Source organism: Qipengyuania sp. SM2507 (assembly GCF_053714505.1).
The window spans coordinates 1,525,298-1,547,399 of record NZ_CM132307.1 but is presented as its reverse complement, the minus strand read 5'-3'; the positions used below and the strand labels follow the sequence as shown (position 1 = coordinate 1,547,399).

The following is a 22,102-nucleotide window of genomic DNA, read 5'->3' as shown; positions in this document are numbered from 1 at the left end:
CGCTTCGGCCTCTAGGCGGAATGGTTCGGCGCTTCCAGTCCCCGGACGATGACACGAAAAACATTGAGCGGCGCAAAAGCGCGGCTAGTCTGCTTTGACCGGGTCGCGAGGAGAGATGCGCAGTGGGATTGGCCAGCTGGTACGATCGGCATGTCATGCCGCGTTTGATCACCTTCGCCTGCGGGCAGAAGGGTATCGAGGAACGCCGTCGCAGGGTCGTCCCGCTGGCGCGCGGCAAGGTGTTCGAGCTGGGTTGCGGCGGCGGACTCAACCAGCAGCTCTACGACAAACAGGCGGTAACGGCGTTCTCGGGCATCGACCCGCACGATAGTCTGCTCGAAAGCGCGCGCGAGACGGCGCGGGCACAGGGCTGGGAAGTCGATCTCAGACAGGGATATGGCGAGGATATTCCGTTCTCGAGCAGCAGTTTCGACACGGTCGTGTGCACCTACACGCTGTGTTCGGTGCAGGACCACGCCCGGGTGGTGTCCGAACTACACCGGGTGTTGAAGCCGGATGGGCAATTGCTATTTCTTGAGCATGGCCGGGCGCCCGACCAGCGGGTCGTCGACTGGCAGGAACGGATCGAGCCGATCTGGAAGCCGCTGGCCGGCGGATGCCATCTGACGCGGCCCGTCGGGGGGGCGTTGCGCGCGGGCGGTTTCGAGGTCGAGCCGCTGGGGCAGGGCTATCTCGAAAAGGCGCCCCGCGTGATGGGCTGGATGGAATGGGGAATCGCCCGCAAGCGCGGACAGTGATCCGATAGGAAATCACAATGAGGGGAGACCCTCCGGACCGTGCGCCTCGCGCCGACCCGGAGGGTGTCTCGCCTTATTCGCCGAAGGTGCGCTGCCACCAGCCGCGACGCGGCTTGCCAGCCGTACCGCTTTCGCCGCCGTCGTCTGACTGCGGAGGTGCGCTGCGGCCGGACGAGGAGTCCGCCGTTATCGGGGCGCCCGCAGGGCTGACGGCCGGTGCAGCGGTCGAGGTGGTCGGTTCCGGAGCCTGCTTTGCAGCCTTGGCTTCGGGAACAGCGGTTTCGGACGCGGCCGCAGCCTTCGCCGAGGCGGCCGCAGGCTTGCGGGCGCTCGGCTTGCGGCGTTGCTTGGGCTTCGCCTCGGCTTGCGCTTCCGGCTTGGCTGCGGGCGTCTCGGCATCGTCCGCTGCGGGCTTCTTGCGCCGGGTGCGCTTCGGCTTTGCCGGAGCTTCTTCCGCTTCGGTTGCAGTGCCGGCGCCGGTTGGCACCCCAGTGTTCGATTGGCCAGTGTTCGATTGGCCAGTGTCGGACTGGCCGGCGTCGGAAGGGCCAGCTTCGGCTTCACCCGCATCGTCGGCAACCTTCCGGCGGCGCGGCTTGCGCTTTGGCTTGGGCTGTTCCTCGGCCGCCGCTTCGGCGGTTTCGGGGGTACCTTCCGGACCGGCGACGACCGCCATGTCTTCCATCACATGCTCGGAAACCTGCTCGAGCTCATCGGCCTTGTCGGCGGTGACCTCGGTCGATTTCTTGCGTCCACGTCCACCCCGGCGACCACGACGACGCTTCTTGCGCGAATTGCCGTCGCCATCGTCGTCGTTCTCGCTGCGGTTGTCGCCACCGCGGTTGTCGCGGCGATCGCCGTCGTCGCTGGTGTCCTCGTCCTGCGACGCGGGACCGGCATCCTCCTCGGCATTGCCGTTCGAGCCGCGTTGGTCGTCACGGTCGTCACGGTCGTTGCGGCTGCGGTTGCGACCGCCACGGCGGCGGCGGCGCTTCTGATCGCCGTCGCGGCCGCGACTGTCGTCATTGCTGCCACGGTCGCCATCGGACCCGTCGCTGTCATCCTCGTCCTCGGCGCCATCATCCTCGAACTCTTCTTCGTCGTCGTCATCGTCATCGACGATGGGCTCGAACTTGGGCGCATTGGTCGGACGCGGTCCCGAACTGGACACCGCCATCTTGGCGCCTTCGTCCTCGCCCTCGGGGACGACTTCGATCGTCACCCCGTAGCGATCCTCGATCTCCATCAGATCGGCGCGCTTCTGGTTGAGCAGATAGACCGCCGCCTCGGTGCTGGCCGAGAGGGTGATGATCGTGCCCTTGCCCTTGGCCGCTTCGTCCTCGATCAGGCGCAACGCCGAAAGGCCCGCGCTCGATGCGGTGCGGACCAGGCCGGTGCCATCGCAATGCGGGCACTGGCGCGTCGTCGCTTCGAGTACGCCGGTGCGCAGCCGCTGGCGGCTCATCTCCATCAGGCCGAAGCTGGAAATCCGTCCGACCTGGATGCGGGCGCGATCGGTTTTGAGCGCGTCCTTCATCGCCCGCTCGACCTTGCGCGTATTGCCGCTGCGTTCCATGTCGATGAAGTCGATCACGACCAGCCCGGCCATGTCGCGCAGGCGCAGCTGGCGGGCGATCTCGCGCGCCGCCTCGAGATTCGTGGCGACCGCGGTCTGCTCGATCCCGTGCTCCTTGGTCGAGCGGCCCGAGTTGATGTCGATCGAGACCAGCGCCTCGGTCGGGTTGATCACCAGATATCCGCCCGATTTGAGCTGGACCACCGGATCGTACATCGCCTTGAGCTGGTCTTCCGCGCCATAGCGCTGGAACATCGGAACCGGATCGCTGTAGCTCTTCACGCGCCGGGCGTGGCTGGGCATCAGCATCTTCATGAAGGATTTGGCCAGTTTGTAGCCGGCTTCGCCCTCGACGATCACTTCCTCGATCTCGCGATTGTAGATGTCGCGGATGGCGCGCTTGATCAGGTCGCTGTCCGAATGGATCAGCGCCGGCGCGCTGGAGGCGAGCGTTTTTTCGCGAATATCGTCCCACAACCGGGCGAGATAATCGAAGTCGCGCTTGATCTCGGGCTTGGTCCGGCTGAGGCCGGCGGTGCGCACGATCAGGCCCATCGACTTGGGCAGAACCAGATCGGAAACGATCTGCTTCAAGCGCTTGCGGTCGTTGGCCGAATTGATCTTGCGGCTGATGCCGCCGCCGTGGCTGCTGTTGGGCATCAGCACGGTGTAGCGACCGGCGAGACTGAGATAGGTGGTCAGCGCGGCGCCTTTGTTGCCACGCTCTTCCTTGACGACCTGGACCAGCAGCACTTGGCGGCGCTGGATGACGTCCTGGATCTTGTAGCGGCGGCGCAACTCCATCCGACGCGCGCGTGCATCGTCGACTTCCTTGGCGCGGCTGCGGCCCTTGCCGCCCTGGCGCGGATTGCGTCCGCGACCGCGACCCTTGGTCCGGCGGCCACGATCGTTGCCGTTGTCGTCGCCATTCTCTTCGTCATCGTCATCGTCGTCGCTTTCGTCGTCCGAATCATCGTCTTCGCGATCGAGCTGACCTTCCTCGATGGTGGCGACATCGTCCTTGTCGGAGGTGTCGACTTCCTCGAGACCGTCCTCGGCGAATTCCTCTGCCAGCGCCTCGGAGCTTTCGTCCTCGGCATCGTATTCCTCGCCGGGCATCTCGCCGCGCTCTTCCTCTTCGGCGCGGAGGCGTTCTTCTTCCTCGGCGACCTCGGCCTCTGCGGCGAGCAGGGCGTCGCGGTCATCCTTGGGGATCTGGTAATAGTCGGGATGAATTTCGCTGAAGGCAAGGAACCCGTGACGGTTGCCACCGAAGTCGACGAAGGCCGCCTGCAGCGAGGGTTCGACCCGGGTTACCTTGGCGAGGTAGATATTGCCTTTGATCTGCCGGTGATCGGCGGATTCGAAATCGAACTCCTCAATCCGATTTCCCTTGAGAACCGCCACCCGGGTTTCTTCCGAGTGGCGCGCATCGATGAGCATGCGCGTTGCCATGTAAATTTCTCCATACGCAAGGGGCCGGGACGAGCCCGGCAGCCGACTTGCGCCTTGTGTTGGGGTAACCGCCGCCGCGAAGCGGATCGGCAGTCGTGGATGACCGGCAGCCGCGCGTTGTCGTGCGGAGCCGGAATGTCGTGTCTGCAGCATGGAACCTGCGCGAATTGAGCGCTGTCCGGCCCGCAATTCCCTCGGGGCAGGCGATTGCCTGTCGAGGGTGCAACGAGGGGGAACGGTTCGTGTCCTGCATCAACCTGTCTCAGGACCGCCGATCGAAAATCGAAAAGGGCGGTCGAATTGGCGTGAAGCGGGCAGACTGTGGAACGAGAGGCGTTCGCGGCCGGAGCCCGGCTATCACGACCGAGGCGCTAGCACCGTGGGTATCTTACGGCAACCATATTGCGTGAACAGGCGCCGCAACCCTAGTGCGAATGCGCCATGGCCCGGTTCCTGCCTCTAATCCTGCTTGCCCTGATCCCGGTGGCCATCCTCGCAGCGCTTGCCTGGGCGGTGGCGACCGACCGTTCGCTCGACCTGCCGCAGTTCGGACGCGGCTATGTCCTGCGGGTCGAATTGCCTGCCCCGGACGAAGGGGTACCGCTGCCCGAGATCGCCGGGCAAGGCTCGGGCGCCGAGGATTCCGTCCTGCCGCTGGTGGTGATCGACGCCGGACATGGCGGCCATGATCCGGGCGCATCGAGCGAGGGCCTGCAGGAAAAGGACCTCGTCCTCCGCCTTGCCCGCGCCTTACGCGACCGGCTGGTCGAACAGGGCGATGTGCGCGTCGCGCTGACCCGCGACGAGGATCGCTATCTGCTCCATGCCGAGCGCTACGAGATCGCCCGCCGGCTGGGCGCCGATCTGTTTGTCTCGATCCACGCCGATTCCGCGGGCGAGGCGAGCGAGGTGGCGGGTGCCAGCATCTATACGCTCTCGGAGAGCGCCTCGAGCGAGGCGGCGGCGCGCTTTGCCGAACGCGAAAACCGCTCGGACCGGATCAACGGCCAGGAGATCGCAGGGCAGAGCGATGCGGTGAATACCATTCTCGTCGAACTGTCGCAGCGCCGCACCCAGGGCGAATCTGCCGAGTTTGCCTCGCTGATCCAGCGCGAGGGGGAGGGGGCGATCCGCTTCCACCCGCAGCCGCGCCGCTCAGCCGCGCTCAAGGTGCTGCGCGCGCCCGACGTGCCCTCGGTGCTCTACGAGAGCGGCTTCATCACCAACAGCGACGAGGCGCAGCGGCTGTCCTCGCCCGAGGGTCGCGCCCGTTTCGCCGAGGTGATGGCGCGCGCGATCCGCATCTATTTTATCCGCCAGCGCGAGGACCTGCTGGAGCAACCGCCCGTGACAAGCGAAAACGCCAGCGAAGAGGGCTGACCCGGCTCGATCGGCCGGGGGCGTCGCTTCGTTATGGCGCGAGTCAGTTTGGGCGTGCTAAGGGCGCGCCTGCAGATTTTGGGACCCCGATGGCCGAGCAATCCAGACTACAGACAATCCGTGACCGCATGCGCGACGATCTGGCCGCTGCGCGTGATTGGTTCATGCGCAATTGGCGCGAAAATCGCTGGTTTCGCTGGGGCACCGGCCTGTTGGCGCTGGGGCTGATCGTACTGGCGCTGGCCTGGATGCTGCTGGCACGCGGTCTGCCCGATGCCGAGAGCCTGCTCGACTACGAGACTCCCTTGCCGACAGTGGTACGCGGCGTCGATGGCGAGATCGTCCATTCCTATGCGCGCGAACGGCGCGTCCAGCTGCAATATGTCGATTTCCCCACCACCCTGGTCGAAGCCTATCTCGCGGCCGAGGACAGGACGTTTTTCAGCCACGGCGGCGTCGATCTGGCCGGTACGGCCAACGCCGTGTTCGACTATGCCAGCAAGATGGGTTCGGGCGAGCGCGCGGTGGGCGGCTCCACCATCACCCAGCAGGTCGCCAAGAACGTGCTGCTCGGCGACGAATATTCGGTTACCCGCAAGCTGAAGGAAATGATCCTCGCGCAGCGGATCGAGGGCGTGCTCAGCAAGCGCGAGATTCTCGAACTCTATCTCAACGAGATCCCGCTCGGTCGCCGCAGCTTCGGTGTGCAGGCGGCCAGCCGGGCTTATTTCGACAAGGATGTGGCCGATCTCGATTTGCACGAGATGGCCTTCCTCGCGATCCTCCCCAAGGCACCCGAACGCTATGGTCGGGCGCAAAACGAGCAGCTGGCTCTCGAACGGCGGAATTTCGTTCTCGACCAGATGGTCGCCAATGAATTCATCACCCCCGAGCAGGGGGCCGGCGCCAAGGCCATGGACCTGGGTCTGGTCCAGCAACGGCAGGAACGCTCCGCCGATGCCGGCTATTTCCTCGAGGAAGTGCGTCGCCAGCTGATCGAGAAATTCGGCGAGACCGCGGAAGACGGTGGCGACAGCGTCTATGCCGGCGGGCTCTGGGTGCGCACTTCGCTCGATATGGAATTGCAGAATGCCGCGCGCGACGCGCTGCGGGCGCAATTGCTCAGCTATCACGGCAATCGCGGATGGACCGGCCCGGTCGCCACGCTAAACCCCGACAATGGCGATCTGATCGGCCAGCTGCGTGCTTCCAATCTGGGCATCAATTACGAGGACTGGCGCATCGGCGTTGTCACCGAGCGCAGCGGCTCCGCCACGTCGGTCGGCCTCACCGATGGCGAAACCTATCCGCTGATCGGTGCTCCCGACGCTTTGAAGGTAGGCGATGCAGTCGCGGTGCAGCAATCGGGCGAGGGCTATCGCCTGCGCGCGGTGCCCGAAGTCTCCGGCGCCTTTCTGGCGCAGAACCCGCAGACCGGGCGCGTGCTGGCGATGCAGGGCGGGTTCGACGCCCGGCTCGGTTCGTTCAACCGCGCTACGCAGGCACTGCGACAGCCCGGATCGACCATCAAGCCCTTCGTTTACGCCACCGGTCTGGATCACGGCCTGACCCCAGCGAGCGAAGTGCCCGACCAGACCTTCTGTTATTATCAGGGTGCCAATCTGGGCGAAAAATGCTTCCGCAATTTCGGCGGTGGTGGCGGCGGGGTCCACACCATGCGCTGGGGGCTTGAGCAGAGCCGCAATCTGATGACTGTCCATATCGCGATGGACGCAGGGATGCCCAACGTCATAAAGACCTTCGAGCAGCTCAATATCGGCAGCTACGAACCCTATCCGGCCTTCGCGCTCGGCGCCGGGGACACCACGGTCGAGCGGATGGTCAACGCCTATTCGGCGCTGGTGAATTGGGGCCGACTGCACCAACCCAGCGTGATCGACTATGTCCAGGACCGGCAGGGCAAGGTGATCTGGCGCTCCGACCAGCGCGAATGCACCAATTGCAACATGCCCGAATGGGATGGCCAGCCGATGCCGCGCCTGGGCATCTCGGGCAAGCAGGTCATGGACCCGCGGACCGCGTTCCAGACCGTCCACATGCTCGAAGGCGTCGTCACCCGCGGCACCGCAGTTCGGCTGCGTGGTCTCGAACTGCCGCTGTTCGGCAAGACCGGCACCACCAGCGGTCCGACCGATGCCTGGTTCGTCGGCGGCTCGCCGCAAATCGTTGCGGGCATGTATGTGGGCCACGACCAGCCGCGCAATCTGGGCGGCTGGGTACAGGGCGGCAACACCGCCGCGCCGATCTTCAAGCGTTTCGTCGAAGCGTCGCGAGAGCGCTGGGACGGGGACGAATTCATCGCTCCCGCGGGTGTTCGCATGGTCCGCATCGACCGGCGCAGCGGCAAGCGGGTGTTCGACGGCACTCCCAGCAACGACCCCACGGCAGCGGTAATCTGGGAAGCCTTCAAGCCCGACACCGAACCCGCGCGGGCCACCCGGCAGGACGAGATCGCCGCCAAGCGCAACGCGATCCTCGAACAGATTCGCCGCGGTCGCGTCGCCCAGACTCGTTCTGCCGCCCCGGTGCGGCGCGAGGAAGCGCCGGGCGATTTCGTAGAGGAGCAGGGCGGCATCTACTAGCCACCGTAGGTGTACCCCGCGCTCCCCGCGCAAACTTTACAAACGGCGCCTGCGCGTTAAGCGGGCGGTCCCGAGCCGAAACCGAGGAATTTGTCATGCGTGCCGAAGGGCAGGCCTATATCGACCGCATCCAAGCCGCTCTGGCGCTGGTCCGCCAGTCACTCGACTGGGAGCAGGCGCTGCGCCGCCTCGACGAGGTCAATGCGCGCGTGCAGGACCCGAGTTTGTGGGACAATCCCAAGGAAGCGCAGGCGCTGAGCCGCGAGCAGAAGCGGCTCGAGGATGCGGTCAACACGGTCAACGAAATCTCTTCCGAAATGTCCGACGCCATCGAATTCGTCGAGATGGGCGATGCCGAGGGCGACGATGATGTGGTCAAGGACGGGCTCGCCAGCCTGGAAAAGCTCTCCAAGCGCGCCGATGCCGACAAGGTCCGCGCGCTGCTCTCAGGCGAGGCGGATGGCAACGACACCTATGTCGAAATCCATGCTGGCGCCGGCGGGACCGAGAGCCAGGACTGGGCGGAGATGCTGTTCCGCATGTACTCCCGTTGGGCCGAACGCCGCGGGTTCAAGGTTGAGACGGTCGAATATCAGGCGGGCGACCAGGCCGGGCTCAAGAGCGCTACGATCCTGATCAAGGGCGAAAACGCCTATGGCTATGCCAAGACCGAAAGCGGCGTCCATCGGCTGGTGCGGATCAGTCCCTACGACAGCTCGGCGCGCCGCCACACCAGCTTCAGCTCGGTCTGGGTCTATCCGGTAATCGACGACGATATCGAGATCGAGATCAACGACAGCGATCTCAAGATCGATACCTATCGCGCATCGGGTGCCGGCGGGCAGCATATCAACACCACCGATTCGGCAGTGCGGATCACCCACCAGCCCACGGGTATTGTGGTGGCATCGCAAAGCGGACGATCGCAGCACAAGAACAAGGCCGAGGCGATGAGCATGCTCAAGGCCCGGCTCTACGAGCGCGAAATGGCCGAGCGTGAAGCGGCGGCCAGCGGCGAGTATCAGGAAAAGAGCGAGATCGGCTGGGGCCACCAGATCCGCAGTTATGTTCTCCAGCCCTACCAGATGGTCAAGGACCTGCGCACCGGCGTGGTCTCGCCATCGCCCGATGCCGTGCTCGACGGGGGGATCGACGATTTCATTTCTGCAGCCCTGGCGCAGCGCGTGACCGGCGAAGCGGTCGAGGTCGAAGACGTCGAATAGGCGTTCGGGTCGTGTCTATGGCGAATTCTTTGCGTGGCGACTGCACCGGCGCTAGGGCTAGGATCAGATGATCGCATTCAAGCCCCGTTTTCTGCTGCTCGTGTCCGCCGCCGCGCTGGCGGTAACCGGTTGCGAGAAGGTCGATACCAGCCGACCGCAAACCGCGCTCGACTTCCCCTTGCCCGACCGCCCCGTTTCCGATCTGGGCGGCACCGAATTCTCGACCGAAACCGCGCGCGACAATCGCGGCGAAGCGGAAACGGTGATGGATCTCGCCGGGATCGAAGAAGGCATGACCGTCGCCGATATCGGCGCGGGCGAAGGCTATTACACCGTCCGTCTGGCCGAGCGCGTGGGAGAAGATGGCCGTGTGCTGGCGCAGGACATCGATCGCGCGGCATTGCAACGTCTTGGCCGGCGGGTCGAACGCGAACGGCTCGACAACGTCGCGATCAAGCCTGGGGCAGCGGACGATCCGCGCCTTCCCGAGGGCAGTTTCGACCGGATTTTCATGGTCCACATGTATCACGAGATCGGCGAGCCCTATGCGCTGCTGTGGCGGATGTGGCCGTCGCTGCGCGAGGGCGGTCAGGTCATCGTGGTCGATGTCGACCGACCGACCGACCAGCATGGCATTGCGCCAATGCTGCTCGCCTGCGAGTTCGAACGCGCCGGCTACAAGCTCGTCGCGTTCAGGGATGCGCCACAGCTGGCCGGGTACTATGCACAGTTCGAAAGGGCCGCTAACAGGCCTGAGCCGGACGAAATTCGCCCCTGTCGCGACACGTCGACGAGGGCAGACACCGCGAGCCGCTAGCTCGCCGACACGAAAGACTTCATCATGGCATTCAAGGGGCTCAGCCCGATCAATTACGGTGGCCGCGAAGTGTGGCCGCTGGTCGAGGGCGGCAAGGGCGTTTCCGCTTCCAATCACGCGAGTTCGGGCGCCTGGGCTGCCGCGGGTGGCATCGGAACGGTGAGCGCGGTCAACGCCGACAGCTACGACGCCGAAGGCAAGATCGTGCCGCAGGTCTATGATGCGCTGACGCGTAAGGAACGCCACGAACAGCTGGTCCGCTACGCCATCGACGGCGCCACCGAACAGGTGAAGCGCGCACATGAAATCGCCTCCGGGCAGGGCGCCATCAACATCAACGTATTGTGGGAAATGGGCGGCGCGCAGGAAGTGCTCGAAGGGGTACTCGAAAATACCCCCGGTCTGGTTACAGGGGTCACCTGCGGCGCTGGCATGCCCTACAAGCTGGCCGAAATCGCCCAGCGCCACAATGTCAGCTACCTGCCGATCATCAGCTCGGCCCGCGCCTTCCGCGCGCTCTGGAAGCGCAGCTATTCCAAGGTCCCTGAGCTGATGGCGGCAGTGGTCTACGAGGATCCCTGGCTGGCCGGCGGGCACAACGGCCTGTCCAACGCCGAGGACCCGACGAAACCCGAGGATCCCTATCCCCGCGTCAAGGCGCTGCGCGAAACCATGCGCGCCGAAGGCGTATCCGAGGACGTGGTCATCGTGATGGCGGGCGGGGTGTGGTTCCTGCGCGAATGGAACGACTGGATCGACAATCCCGAGCTCGGCAAGATCGCTTTCCAGTTCGGTACGCGCCCGCTCCTGACCGAGGAAAGCCCGATCCCGCAGGAATGGAAGGACATGCTGCGCACGCTCGATGACGGCGACATATTGCTGCACAAGTTCTCCCCGACCGGGTTCTATTCCTCTGCGGTCAAGAACCCCTTCCTCTACGACCTGATTCATCGTTCGGAGCGCCAGATCCCGATCTTCAAGCGCGGCGAGCAGGAGGGTGCGATCCCGCTAGCAGAAGAAGGCAAGGCGAAGAATTTCTGGGTCGTGCCAGACGATCGCCCCAAGGCGCAGGAATGGATGGCTAAGGGCTTCACCGAGGCGCTCAAGACCCCCGACGGCACTGCTGTCTTCGTTACGCCCGATAGCCGCGACGTAATCCGCCAGGATCAGCAGGACTGCATGGGCTGCCTGTCGCATTGTGCCTTCTCGAGCTGGAAGGATCACGACGACTACACCACCGGTCGCCTCGCCGATCCGCGCAGCTTCTGTATCCAGAAGACGCTGCAGGACATCGCCCATGGCGGTCCGGTCGAGGAGAACCTCGCCTTCGCCGGCCATGCTGCCTACCGCTTCAAGCAGGACCCGTTCTATTCGAACAATTTCACCCCCTCGGTGAAGCAATTGGTCGATCGCATCCTTACGGGTGAATAGACCGGTCGTTGCAATGCGGTGATGGCCGCATTGCAGGTCGGCTATCGTTCGAGCGCGGTCAGCACCTGGTCCGGCGGGCGGTGCCCGTCGACCCACATGCGGATGTTGGCGATCACCTTGAGGCCGGATTCCTCGCGACCCTCGCGGGTTGCGCTGCCGATGTGGGGCAGGGTCATGACGTTCGGATGCGCGATCAGCCGCGGATCGACATGCGGTTCCTCGGGATAGACGTCGAGCCCTGCGCCCGCGAGCTGGCCGCTCTCCAGCGCTGCGATCATCGCTTCCTGTTCGATCAGATCGCCGCGGGCGGTGTTGATGATGCAGGCGCCCTCCTTCATCAGCCCGATCCGCCGCGCATCGATCATCCCGCGACTGTCGTCATTGGCGGGACAATGGAGGGTGAGAATATCGGCCTGCGCCACGAGCTCGTCGAGGCTCTCGACATAGCGTGCGGCGAACATCCGTTCGACCGCTTCGGGCAGCCGCTTGCGGTTGTGATAGGCGATTTCCAGCCCGAACGCGCGGGCCCGGTGCGCCACCGCCTGGCCGATACGGCCCATCCCGACGATCCCGAGCACCTTGCCGCCCAGCTTGCGGCCAAGCAGGGAGGTCGGAGTCCAGCCGCTCCATTTGCCGCTGCGGATCAATTGCACACCTTCGCGAATCCGGCGTGGGACGCCGATGATCCCGGCCATCGCGAGATCGGCGGTGTCGTCGGTGAACACGCTGGGGGTGTTGGTGACGAGAATCTTGCGCTCTGCAGCGGCGGCGAGGTCGATATGGTCGGTGCCGGCGCCAAAGCTTGCGATCAGCCCCAGCTGGCTTCCCGCTCCCTCGATCAATCCGCGATCAATCCGGTCGGTGACGGTCGGCACCAGCACGTCGCAGTTGCTCATGGCTTCGGCAAGAGCTTCCCGCGAGAGGGGATTGTCCTCGGTGTTGAGCCGCGCGTCGAACAATTCGCTGAAGCGCGCCTCGACTTCGGGCAGCAGGCGGCGGGTAACCACCACGCGTGGAGCACGGTCGAGGCGGCGGGTGAGGCGGTCTGTCGTTTCGGTCATATTCGTCTTCGGGCTAGGCGCTGGGGTGGCGGAGGGTCAAGCGTCCGGTTGACCCGTGTGCGGCTCGAGCTGCCTTGCCGCGCCGAGTCGCTTGCGGTAAATCGCTGAGCAACCATGAGAACATGCCTTGCCTTCCTGCTCGCCGCCGTCCTCGCGGTATTCGCCGCTCCGGCGCAGGCGCAGGAGCGCGAGGTACCCTATTGGGCGAGCATCCGCGCTTCGGAACTCAACATGCGCGTCGGCCCCAGCCGCGACTACAAGGTGTCCTGGGTTTATCGCCGTCCCGGCCTGCCGGTGAAGGTGGTGCGGGTGATGGAGGGCTGGCGGCTGATCCAGGACCCCGATGGCGAACAGGGCTGGGTGGTGGCACGGCTGTTGAGCCCCGATCGTACGGCGATGGTCATTGGGGACGAGCCGCTGGCGATGCGCGACGCACCCGACGACAGCGGCGAATTGCGCTGGCGCGCGGCGCCGGGCGTCGTCGGGGAAATCGGCGATTGCTCGGAGGGTTGGTGCGCGTTCGATGTCGACGGGCGCGAAGGCTGGGTCAGGGAGAACCGGCTGTTTGGCGCGCAGGAGCCGTGAGGAGCTAGCTTGGGCTCTCGCCTGATTGGCCTCTGCAAGAATTACTGCGTGTCGGCTCCGGCCGCAGCAGACTCCGCAGTTTCCGTTTCATCGACCCGGCGAACACTCGCGGTCCCGCCATCCATTTCGACCTCGAAACTGCCATCGCCGCCGGGCTTCCCGCCGGTGTAGCACTGCTCGATCATGTCGCCTTGCGGGTCGTAGCACATCTGGTCGCCCTTCTGGCGCCAGGTGCCACGCTCGGTCTCGATGCCGTCCACGGTTTCGACATAGGTCGCGTTCGCGTTGACAGTCTGGCGGACGACAGTGCCGTCTTCGGCGGTCACTTCATAGGTACCGGCCATTTCCACAGCGGCGGGATCGTTCGCAGCCAGTGGGGTATCGTTGCCAGCCTCTTGTGACTGGTCGTCATCTACCAGCGCTTCGTTCGACCCGCAGGCGGCGAGTGCGGTAAATGCAGCGACGATCAAATATTTTTTCATTCCACACTCTCTCTTCCCCGTCGCCGCGGGGAGGTGCCTTCAACTCACTGTGCGATGCCCAAGGCCGTCCGGTCAGACCAGCTCGACCGCGATCGCCGTGGCTTCGCCGCCACCGATGCACAGGCTCGCGATGCCGCGCGTCTTGCCCTGGCGCTTGAGCGCGTTGAGCAAGGTCACGATGATGCGCGTGCCGCTGGCGCCGATCGGATGGCCCAGCGCTGTGCCGCCGCCGTTGATGTTGATCCTGTCGTGTGGGATCCCGATGTCGCGCATGGCGAACATGGCAACGCAGGCGAAGGCCTCGTTGATCTCCCACAGCTCGACATCGCCGGCTTCCCACCCGGCCTTTTTCAACACTTTCTCGATCGCGCCGATCGGCGCGACGGTGAATTTCGCCGGCTCCTGCGCATGGGCGGCCATGGCAACGATCCGCGCGACCGGCTGCTGGCCGTTCTCCTTGGCGACACTTTCACGCGTCAGCACCACGGCTGCCGCGCCGTCGGAAATCGAGCTCGAGGTTGCAGCGGTGATCGTGCCGTCCTTGGCGAAGGCCGGGCGCAGGGTCGGGATCTTGTCGGGCAGGCCCTTGCCGGGCTGCTCGTCGTGCTCGACCGTGTGTTCGCCCTTGCGGGTAGTGATCGTCACCGGCACGACCTCGTCTGCGAAAGCGCCGGATTCGATCGCGGCATTGGCGCGGCGCAGCGACTCGATGGAATAATCGTCCATCTCCTCGCGGGTCATCTGATATTCGTCGGCGGTGTCCTGTGCGAAAGTGCCCATCGCGCGGCCTTCCTCATAGGCATCTTCCAGCCCGTCGAGGAACATGTGATCGTAAGCGGTGTCGTGGCCCAACCGCGCACCCGAGCGGTGCTTCTTCAGCAGATAGGGCGCATTGGTCATGCTCTCCATCCCGCCCGCGACAACATAGTCGATCGATCCGCTGGCCAGCGCCTCGGCGCCCATGATGACGGTCTGCATGCCGCTGCCGCAGACCTTGTTCACAGTGGTTGCCTGAACCGATTTGGGCAGGCCCGCCTTGATCGCCGCCTGTCGCGCGGGCGCCTGGCCAAGCCCCGCCGGGAGCACGCAGCCCATATAGGCGCGGTCGAACCTGTCTCCGGGCACACCCGAGCGCTCCACCGCCGCCTTGACCGCGGTCGCGCCCAGATCTGTCGCGGAGGCCTCAGCCAGCGCGCCCTGCATCCCGCCCATCGGGGTGCGGGCGTAGGAGAGAATGACGACGGGGTCGGCGGCGCTGAACTGGGTCATGCTTGTGCTGGTCCTTCTGTTCTGGAATGGTGTCAGGCAAGCGATCTAGTGCTGCATCGCAACAATTTCAAACGGAGACGGATATGACCAACGACCGCAAGAGCGAGATGGAAGATGTCCTGCGCAGGCAGCGCTCGGCTCACAACCAGACCCGACCCGAACCGATGGCGCTCCGCAAGGACCGCATCGAACGCGCGATCGCGCTGCTCAAGGACAATTCCGAGGATTTGTGCAAAGTGATGAGCGCCGATTTCGGCAGCCGCTCGCCGCAGCAGTCGATGGTCACCGACATCGCCGGCACGATCGCTTTCGGCCGCTACTGTCTCAAGCAGATGGATGGCTGGGCCAAGCCCGACAAGCGCCACGTCCAGTTCCCGCTCGGGTTGCTGGGGGCCAGGGCCGAGGTGCGGTACGAGCCCAAGGGCGTAGTCGGCATACTCAGCCCGTGGAATTTCCCGGTCAACCTGACCTTCGCCCCGCTGATGCAGGTCTTCGCCGCGGGCAATCGCGCGATGATCAAGCCCAGCGAATTCACCGAGCGGACCAGCATGCTGATGCGCGAACTGGTAGCGAAAGTCTTCACCCCTGACGAATGCGCGGTATTCACCGGTCCGCCCGAAGTCGCGGCGGCTTTCAGTTCGCTGCCCTTCGATCATCTCGTCTTCACCGGATCGACCGCGACCGGGCGCAAGGTGATGGAGGCGGCGTCCGCCAATCTGGTGCCCGTCACGCTCGAACTGGGCGGCAAGAGCCCGGTGGTCATGGGCCGCAGCGCCGATTTCGCCAAGGCGGGCGAGCGAGTCGCGCTGGGCAAGATGCTCAACGCCGGGCAGATCTGCCTCGCACCCGATTATCTCTATGTCCCAGAGGACAAGCAGGACGAGGCGATCCATGGTGTCTGGCAGGGCACCGCGAACATGTATCCAACGCTGCTCGAGAACGACGATTACGCCAGCGTCGTCACCGACCGGCATTTCGACCGGCTACAGGCCATGGTCGCCGACGCGCGCGACAAGGGTGCCGAGGTGATCGAGGTCAATCCCGGAAATGAGGACTTCTCCAGCACCAACACCCGCAAGATGCCGCTGACCATCCTCAAGAACGTTACCGACGACATGCAGGCGATGCAGGAGGAGATTTTCGGTCCGATTCTGCCGGTGAAGACCTATCGCGAGATCGACGAAGCGATCGACTATGTGAACGCGAACGACCGTCCGCTCGGGCTCTATTATTTCGGCGGCGACCGGAGCGAGCAGGAAAAGGTGCTAAACCGGACGATTTCGGGCGGCGTGACCGTCAACGACGTGATCTTCCACGTTTCGATGGACGACCTTCCATTCGGCGGGGTCGGACCCTCGGGGATGGGCAGCTATCACGGGGTCGAGGGCTTCCGCGAATTCAGCCACGCGCGCAGCGTCTATACTCAGACCAAGGTCGATGTCGCCAAGCTCAGCGGCCTTAAGCCGCCCTATGGCGCCAAGACACTCAAGACGGTGAAGTCGATGATGAAATAAGCGTCACGCACCCATGCGCGGGTTGCAAGGGTCATACCCTTGCACCCGCGCTGCGGGGGGCCTAGAGGCGGGCGCAACTTGTGCCTCAAGGCTTAGGAATCACGCGTGGTCGATCTCGAGCAGTACCTGCCGATCCTCATATTTCTGTTCATCGCGGCTGCCCTGTCGGCAGCTTTCGTGTTCCTGCCGATGGGCGTGTCGCGTCTGACCGGGGTGCACAATCCCGATGCGGAGAAGCTGAGTGAATACGAGTGCGGTTTCCCCGCCTTCGAGGAACCGCGCACCCAGTTCGACGTGCGCTTCTATCTCGTCGCGTTGCTGTTCATCATCTTCGATCTCGAAGCGGCGTTCCTGTTCCCATGGGCGGTAAGCCTCGAGCACACCGGCTGGGAAGGCTGGATCGGGATGATGGTGTTTCTCGGGATTCTGGCGATCGGCCTCGCCTATGAATGGAAGAAAGGAGCGCTCGAATGGGAGTGACTTCCGCAAACGACGCGGCGCTTGGTGCGTCGCAATTGGGCCAGCGTCCCGGCGAGCTGCCGACCGCGCAGGGTGGCGAATTGCGCCAGCCCGACGCCGAATATTTCAACGCGCTCCAGACCGAGGTGAACGACAAGGGCTTCCTCGTCGCCAGCACCGAGGATTTGTTCCAATGGGCGCGCACCGGTTCGCTATGGTGGATGACCTTCGGGCTCGCCTGCTGCGCGGTGGAGATGATCCACGTCAACATGCCGCGCTACGACATGGAGCGCTTCGGCGTCGCCCCGCGTGCCAGTCCGCGCCAGTCGGATGTGATGATCGTGGCGGGTACGCTGTGTAACAAGATGGCCCCGGCGCTGCGCAAGGTCTACGATCAGATGTCGGACCCGAAATACGTCATCAGCATGGGGAGCTGCGCCAATGGCGGCGGCTACTACCATTACAGCTATTCGGTGGTGCGCGGCTGCGACCGGATCGTGCCGGTCGATATCTACGTCCCCGGCTGTCCGCCCACCGCCGAAGCGCTGCTCTATGGCGTGATGCAGTTGCAGCGCAAGATCCGCCGCAGCGGCACGATCGAACGGTAGGACGAGCGATGGCTGTACTTCACTCCGCGCCCCGTTTCACCCGGATCGAGGGCCTCAAGGATACGCTGTCGCGTGCGCTTGGCGATCATTTGCTCGAAGCGCATGAGGAGCATGGCGAGCTGCTGTTCACCGTCAGGCGCGACAGCATCGAGGATGTGCTGCGCTTGCTGCGCGACGATCACGCCTATCAGCAGCTGATGGAGATCGCCGGGGTCGACTATCCCTCGCGGCCCGAGCGGTTCGAGGTGGTCTATATGCTGCTCAGCCTGACCCTCAACAGCCGGATCATGGTGAAGGTCACGACCAGCGAAGAGATACCCGTTCCCACCGTCACCACGCTGTGGCCGGTCGCCGGCTGGCTCGAGCGCGAGGTGTTCGACATGTTCGGGGTGCTGTTCGACGGCAACACCGATCTGCGCAGGATCCTCACCGATTACGGCTTCGAAGGGCATCCCTTCCGCAAGGATTTTCCGCTCACCGGCTACCAGGAACTGCGCTACTCCGAAGACGAAAAGCGCGTGGTATATGAGCCGGTCGAGCTCGCGCAGGATCTGCGCCAGTTCGATTTCCTCTCGCCATGGGAAGGCGCGGATTACGTGCTGCCGGGCGATGAGAAGGCCGCGACGTCGCCGGTGGACGAGCCCAAGACCACCGAAAGCCCCAAGCAGACCGGGGCTGGCGCCAAGACCGACAAGGAAGCGGCAGAGCATGTAAGCGAGGGTGCGCCGACCGAAGAGGATTCTGCGGTCGAAGAACCCGGCGCGCCCGAACCCACAGAAGACCGTGCCGACCGCCCCGAGCGCGAAGGCACGACCACCGAAACCGGCGCCGCGACCGAGACCGACGACAAAAAGGAGGATGGCAAGTGAAGACAGCGCTGATCATCGGAGCCGCACTCCTCGTCGCCGCTTGCTCGCAAGAGCCCGCCAACAGCGAATCCGCCGACGATTTCGCCAATCGCGTCGGTGCCCCAGGCACCGTGGCCGAAGGCGGCGCACCTGCACCGGTCGAGACCACTGCGGTCAAGGCCGCCCCCCCGGCCAATGCCGACGTGTTCCGGCTCGAGAAGCTGGGCAATATCGGCGGCGTCGATCTTGGTCCGCGTGCGGGCGGCTGCACCTTCAGCGTCCAGGGCCAGGAAATGCTGATCGCCGCGGCGCCCGCCGACCGTGCGCTTCCAGGCAAGGCCACCGTGCGGATCGGGGGCAAGCTGCTGCTGCTCGACGCGCCTCCGGGTGGCATCGAGCAGGTCCGTTCGGGTACTACCTTCACAGGCGAGGGCTTTTCGGCGCTGGTCACGCGCACCGCGCCCGATCAGGCGTCGCTGACGATCGTCGATGCGGCGGGCACGCAAAAGGCGTTCGCCGGAAACTGGGTCTGCTCATGAGCCTGCAACTCGAAGCCTCGCCGACCACTGGCGACGAGGTCATCTCCAACTACACGATCAACTTCGGGCCGCAGCACCCCGCGGCGCACGGCGTGCTGCGCATGGTGATGGAGCTCGACGGCGAGATCATCGAGCGGATCGATCCGCATATCGGTCTGCTCCACCGCGGCACCGAGAAGCTGATCGAGCACAAGACCTACCTGCAGGCGCTGCCCTATTTCGACCGGCTCGATTACTGCTCGCCGATGTGCATGGAGCACTCCTGGGTGCTCGCGATCGAGAAGCTGCTCAACATCGAAGTGCCGATCCGCGCGCAATATCTGCGGGTGCTGTTCGCCGAGTTGACCCGGATCAAGAACCACTTGCTCAACATCGGCGCGCATGTCATGGATGTCGGCGCGATGACGCCGAACCTGTGGGTGTTCGAGCTGCGCGAAGACTGCATGAATTTCTACGAGCGCGCATCGGGGGCGCGGATGCACGCGGCCTATTTCCGGCCCGGCGGCGTCCATCAGGACGTTCCGCTCAAGCTGCTGACGGACATCGGCGACTGGGTCGACAAGCGCCTACCCGAACTGTTCGGCGATGCGATGAGCCTGGTCATGGACAACCGCATATTCAAGCAGCGCAATGTCGATATCGCGGTTGTGAGCAAGGAAGACGCAATCGCCTGGGGCTTCTCGGGCCCGATGATCCGCGCGGCCGGAATCCCCTGGGACCTGCGCAAGTCGCAGCCCTACGACGTTTATGACCGCATGGAGTTCGACGTGCCCGTGGGCACCAATTCCGATTGCTACGACCGCTTCATGGTCCGGGTCAAAGAAGTCTACGAGAGCGCGAGGATCATCAAGCAATGTCTTGCCGAGATGCCCGAAGGGCCGGTGGCGAGCGACGACCGCAAGGTTTCGCCTCCCAAGCGCGGCGAGATGAAGCAGTCGATGGAAGCGCTGATCCATCACTTCAAGCTCTACACCGAGGGCTTTCACGTGCCCGCGGGCGAGGTCTATGTCGCGACCGAGAGCCCCAAGGGCGAGTTCGGGGTCTATCTGGTCAGCGACGGGTCGAACAAACCCTATCGCTGCAAGATTCGCCCGACCGCGTTTTCGCACCTTCAGGCGATGGACTTCATGGCCAAGGGGCACATGCTCCCCGACGCGACCGCCATCCTCGGCGCGATCGACGTGGTGTTCGGGGAGTGCGACCGGTGATCTTGCGCGAAATCGGTATCCTGGTTCTCGCCTTCGTCGCATTCGCTTCCGCGGTGGCTGCCTATCTGGCCGCCTTCCATGGCGAGGCGCCGCTCAAGGAAATTCTCTCGACGGCGTTTGCCGCCGTCGTCGGCCTCTACATCGGCCGTTATGTCGAACGCAGGTTGATCAATGGCTGACCGCTCTCCCCAACCCGATTCTCCCGAACTGCGCGCGCGCTGGGGTTCGTTCGAATTCTCGAGCGACACCAAGGCGAAGGCCGACAAGGCGATCGCGCGCTATCCCGAGGGACGGCAGAAATCCGCGGTGATGCCGCTGCTCGACTATGCCCAGCGGCAGGTCGGCGAGGAAACGGATACCCAAGGCTGGCTCCCGCTGCCGGTAATCGAATATGTGGCCGATTATCTTGGTATGCCGGTGATCCGTGTGCTTGAGGTCGCAACCTTCTATTTCATGTACAACATGAAGCCGGTCGGGAAACACCACGTGCAGGTCTGCGGCACGACGCCCTGCATGCTGCGCGGATCGGATGCCCTGTTCGAAACCTGCAAGAAGCGCGGGATGAGCAAGGGCCACGTGTCGCAAGACGGGCTCTGGACGCTCACCGAAGTCGAATGCATGGGCAATTGCGCGACCGCGCCGATGGTCCAGATCAACGACGACAATTTCGAGGATCTGACCCCCGAACGGCTCGATGCCGTGCTCGATGCGCTGGCTGCGGGCGAGAGCCCCAAGGCTGGTACGCAGGAACCGGGGCGTCACACCAGCGAACCCAGCGGCGGACCGTCGACGCTCAAGGAAATGGTCGACGCCAATCACGATTATCGGAGCGAATGGTAATGGATATCGTCACCATCGTTGTCGCGCTCGTCGCCATCGTGATCGCCTGGAAGGTACTCGCGGGGCTGGCCAAGACGCTGGTCCTGCTCGTGATCCTCGCAGTCGCGGCCTTCGTCGTATTCGGCGGAGGCATCTGATGCTCGCCGACAAGGACCGCATCTTCACCAATCTCTACGGCTTCCAGGACTGGGGGCTGAAGGCGGCGCAGCAGCGCGGGGACTGGGACGATACCAAATCGCTGATCGCACGCGGGCACGACGCCATCATCGACGAGATGAAGGGCAGCGGCTTGCGCGGCCGGGGCGGGGCGGGTTTCCCGACCGGACTCAAATGGTCGTTCATGCCCAAGGAATCCAAGGACGGGCGCCCGAGCTTCCTCGTCATCAACGCCGACGAGTCCGAACCCGGTTCATGCAAGGATCGCGAGATTCTCCGCCACGATCCGCACAAGCTGATCGAGGGCGCTCTGGTCGCGGGCTACGCGATGCGCGCGCGCGCCGCCTATATCTACATCCGCGGCGAATATATTCGCGAGGCCGAAACGCTGCAGGCCGCGATCGACGAAGCCTATGCGGCCGGGCTGCTGGGCAAGAATGCCGCCAAATCCGGCTATGATTTCGACGTCTTCCTGCATCGCGGGGCGGGTGCCTATATCTGCGGCGAAGAGACCGCGATGATCGAGAGCCTCGAAGGCAAGAAGGGCCAGCCGCGGCTCAAGCCGCCGTTCCCTGCAGGGGCGGGGCTGTATGGCTGCCCGACGACGGTCAACAATGTCGAAAGTATAGCGGTGGTCCCGACGATCCTGCGCCGCGGGGCGAGCTGGTTCAGTTCGATCGGGCGCGAAGGCAATGCCGGCACCAAGCTGTTCCAGATCAGCGGGCATGTCGAAAAACCCTGCGTGGTCGAGGAAGCGATGAGCATTCCCTTCCGCGAGCTGATCGAGAAGCATTGCGGCGGCATCCGCGGCGGATGGGACAATCTGCTCGCGGTGATCCCGGGCGGCTCCTCGGTGCCGCTGGTTCCGGCCGAGCAGATCATGGACGCGCCGATGGATTTCGACGGGCTCAAGGAGCTTGGCTCGGGTCTCGGCACCGCGGCGGTGATCGTGATGGACAAGTCCACCGACATCGTCCGTGCGATCAGCCGGTTGAGCTATTTCTACAAGCACGAGAGCTGCGGCCAGTGCACCCCCTGCCGCGAAGGCACCGGCTGGATGTGGCGGATGATGGAGCGCCTGCGCACCGGCGATGCCGCGATCGAGGAAATCGACATGCTGCAGCAGGTCACCAAGCAGGTCGAAGGCCATACCATTTGCGCGCTGGGCGATGCCGCCGCCTGGCCGATCCAGGGCCTGATCCGCCACTTCCGCCCCGAGCTGGAACGCCGGATCGCCGAGCACAATGCGCAATTTGCGGAGGCGGCAGAATGAGAAGCCTTCCTTTAGCA

Annotated in this window: 21 protein-coding genes; 17 read left to right on the top strand and 4 right to left on the bottom strand. The window is 64.4% G+C overall.

The genetic code is table 11. The annotated features are described in order from the left end of the window. Positions 1–155 precede the first annotated feature (155 nt). Positions 156–758, top strand: a complete 603-nt coding sequence (locus ACWIKC_RS07530) for a class I SAM-dependent methyltransferase (protein ID WP_454596897.1) — start codon at positions 156–158, stop codon at positions 756–758. Between the two features lie 73 nt (positions 759–831). On the opposite strand, the gene ACWIKC_RS07525 is transcribed toward ACWIKC_RS07530, so the two are convergent. Then, positions 832–3,789, bottom strand: coding sequence for an Rne/Rng family ribonuclease (locus ACWIKC_RS07525; protein ID WP_454596896.1), 2,958 nt, complete (start codon positions 3,787–3,789; stop codon positions 832–834). 441 nt (positions 3,790–4,230) lie between these two features. On the opposite strand from ACWIKC_RS07525, the gene ACWIKC_RS07520 reads away from it, so the two are divergent. From ACWIKC_RS07520 to ACWIKC_RS07500, 5 genes are all read left to right on the top strand, one after another. Beyond that, complete coding sequence (locus ACWIKC_RS07520; protein ID WP_454596895.1) at positions 4,231–5,169, top strand: N-acetylmuramoyl-L-alanine amidase family protein; 939 nt, start codon at positions 4,231–4,233, stop codon at positions 5,167–5,169. A 128-nt stretch (positions 5,170–5,297) separates the two neighbouring features. Further along, complete coding sequence (locus tag ACWIKC_RS07515) at positions 5,298–7,772, top strand: penicillin-binding protein 1A (RefSeq protein ID WP_454596894.1); 2,475 nt, start codon at positions 5,298–5,300, stop codon at positions 7,770–7,772. 95 nt (positions 7,773–7,867) lie between these two features. After that, positions 7,868–8,995 (top strand): peptide chain release factor 2, encoded by a 1,128-nt coding sequence (gene prfB / locus ACWIKC_RS07510; protein ID WP_454596893.1) that lies wholly within the window; start codon positions 7,868–7,870, stop codon positions 8,993–8,995. Between the two features lie 67 nt (positions 8,996–9,062). Beyond that, entirely contained in the window at positions 9,063–9,812 is a 750-nt protein-coding gene (locus tag ACWIKC_RS07505) for a class I SAM-dependent methyltransferase (protein WP_454596892.1), read from the top strand. A 24-nt stretch (positions 9,813–9,836) separates the two neighbouring features. Continuing rightward, positions 9,837–11,243: an NAD(P)H-dependent flavin oxidoreductase gene (locus tag ACWIKC_RS07500; RefSeq protein ID WP_454596891.1), complete on the top strand. Its 1,407-nt coding sequence runs from the start codon at positions 9,837–9,839 to the stop codon at positions 11,241–11,243. Positions 11,244–11,284: 41 nt separating this feature from the next. On the opposite strand, the gene ACWIKC_RS07495 is transcribed toward ACWIKC_RS07500, so the two are convergent. Next, positions 11,285–12,304 (bottom strand): 2-hydroxyacid dehydrogenase, encoded by a 1,020-nt coding sequence (locus ACWIKC_RS07495; RefSeq protein ID WP_454596890.1) that lies wholly within the window; start codon positions 12,302–12,304, stop codon positions 11,285–11,287. Positions 12,305–12,418: 114 nt separating this feature from the next. Here ACWIKC_RS07495 and ACWIKC_RS07490 point away from each other — a divergent pair, with 114 nt between their 5' ends. Continuing rightward, a complete protein-coding gene (locus tag ACWIKC_RS07490; protein WP_454596889.1) occupies positions 12,419–12,889 on the top strand; it encodes an SH3 domain-containing protein in 471 nt (156 codons plus the stop codon). 41 nt (positions 12,890–12,930) lie between these two features. Here the strand turns inward: ACWIKC_RS07490 and ACWIKC_RS07485 are convergent, their stop codons facing one another. Together ACWIKC_RS07485 and ACWIKC_RS07480 are read right to left on the bottom strand one after the other, a co-directional pair. Further along, the gene (locus ACWIKC_RS07485) at positions 12,931–13,371 is read right to left on the bottom strand and encodes a hypothetical protein (RefSeq protein WP_454596888.1); all 441 of its coding nucleotides are present in this window, start codon (positions 13,369–13,371) and stop codon (positions 12,931–12,933) included. A gap of 72 nt (positions 13,372–13,443) precedes the next feature. Next, the gene (locus tag ACWIKC_RS07480; protein WP_454596887.1) at positions 13,444–14,640 is read right to left on the bottom strand and encodes a thiolase family protein; all 1,197 of its coding nucleotides are present in this window, start codon (positions 14,638–14,640) and stop codon (positions 13,444–13,446) included. Between the two features lie 83 nt (positions 14,641–14,723). On the opposite strand from ACWIKC_RS07480, the gene ACWIKC_RS07475 reads away from it, so the two are divergent. From ACWIKC_RS07475 to nuoF, 10 genes are all read left to right on the top strand, one after another. Next, positions 14,724–16,154 (top strand): coniferyl aldehyde dehydrogenase, encoded by a 1,431-nt coding sequence (locus tag ACWIKC_RS07475; RefSeq protein WP_454596886.1) that lies wholly within the window; start codon positions 14,724–14,726, stop codon positions 16,152–16,154. A 105-nt stretch (positions 16,155–16,259) separates the two neighbouring features. Then, positions 16,260–16,634: an NADH-quinone oxidoreductase subunit A gene (gene ndhC / locus ACWIKC_RS07470; RefSeq protein ID WP_067607903.1), complete on the top strand. Its 375-nt coding sequence runs from the start codon at positions 16,260–16,262 to the stop codon at positions 16,632–16,634. Then, positions 16,625–17,221 carry a NuoB/complex I 20 kDa subunit family protein gene (locus ACWIKC_RS07465; RefSeq protein ID WP_454596885.1) on the top strand — a complete coding sequence of 199 codons (597 nt, stop codon included), beginning with the start codon at positions 16,625–16,627 and terminating at the stop codon, positions 17,219–17,221. Before ndhC ends, ACWIKC_RS07465 begins: the two co-directional genes overlap by 10 nt. A gap of 8 nt (positions 17,222–17,229) precedes the next feature. Further along, the gene (locus ACWIKC_RS07460) at positions 17,230–18,090 is read left to right on the top strand and encodes an NADH-quinone oxidoreductase subunit C (RefSeq protein WP_454596884.1); all 861 of its coding nucleotides are present in this window, start codon (positions 17,230–17,232) and stop codon (positions 18,088–18,090) included. Then, positions 18,087–18,608 carry a hypothetical protein gene (locus ACWIKC_RS07455; RefSeq protein ID WP_454596883.1) on the top strand — a complete coding sequence of 174 codons (522 nt, stop codon included), beginning with the start codon at positions 18,087–18,089 and terminating at the stop codon, positions 18,606–18,608. The genes ACWIKC_RS07460 and ACWIKC_RS07455 overlap by 4 nt, the downstream gene beginning before the upstream one ends. Next, positions 18,605–19,816 carry an NADH-quinone oxidoreductase subunit D gene (locus tag ACWIKC_RS07450; RefSeq protein WP_454596882.1) on the top strand — a complete coding sequence of 404 codons (1,212 nt, stop codon included), beginning with the start codon at positions 18,605–18,607 and terminating at the stop codon, positions 19,814–19,816. The genes ACWIKC_RS07455 and ACWIKC_RS07450 overlap by 4 nt, the downstream gene beginning before the upstream one ends. After that, on the top strand, positions 19,813–19,995 hold the full coding sequence (locus ACWIKC_RS07445) for a hypothetical protein (RefSeq protein ID WP_454596881.1): 183 nt from the start codon (positions 19,813–19,815) through the stop codon (positions 19,993–19,995). The genes ACWIKC_RS07450 and ACWIKC_RS07445 overlap by 4 nt, the downstream gene beginning before the upstream one ends. Beyond that, positions 19,988–20,656, top strand: a complete 669-nt coding sequence (nuoE, locus tag ACWIKC_RS07440) for an NADH-quinone oxidoreductase subunit NuoE (protein ID WP_454596880.1) — start codon at positions 19,988–19,990, stop codon at positions 20,654–20,656. The genes ACWIKC_RS07445 and nuoE overlap by 8 nt, the downstream gene beginning before the upstream one ends. Continuing rightward, complete coding sequence (locus ACWIKC_RS07435) at positions 20,656–20,793, top strand: hypothetical protein (RefSeq protein WP_454596879.1); 138 nt, start codon at positions 20,656–20,658, stop codon at positions 20,791–20,793. Before nuoE ends, ACWIKC_RS07435 begins: the two co-directional genes overlap by 1 nt. Further along, positions 20,793–22,085 carry an NADH-quinone oxidoreductase subunit NuoF gene (gene nuoF, locus ACWIKC_RS07430; RefSeq protein WP_454596878.1) on the top strand — a complete coding sequence of 431 codons (1,293 nt, stop codon included), beginning with the start codon at positions 20,793–20,795 and terminating at the stop codon, positions 22,083–22,085. The genes ACWIKC_RS07435 and nuoF overlap by 1 nt, the downstream gene beginning before the upstream one ends. The last annotated feature ends 17 nt before the right edge of the window (positions 22,086–22,102 follow it).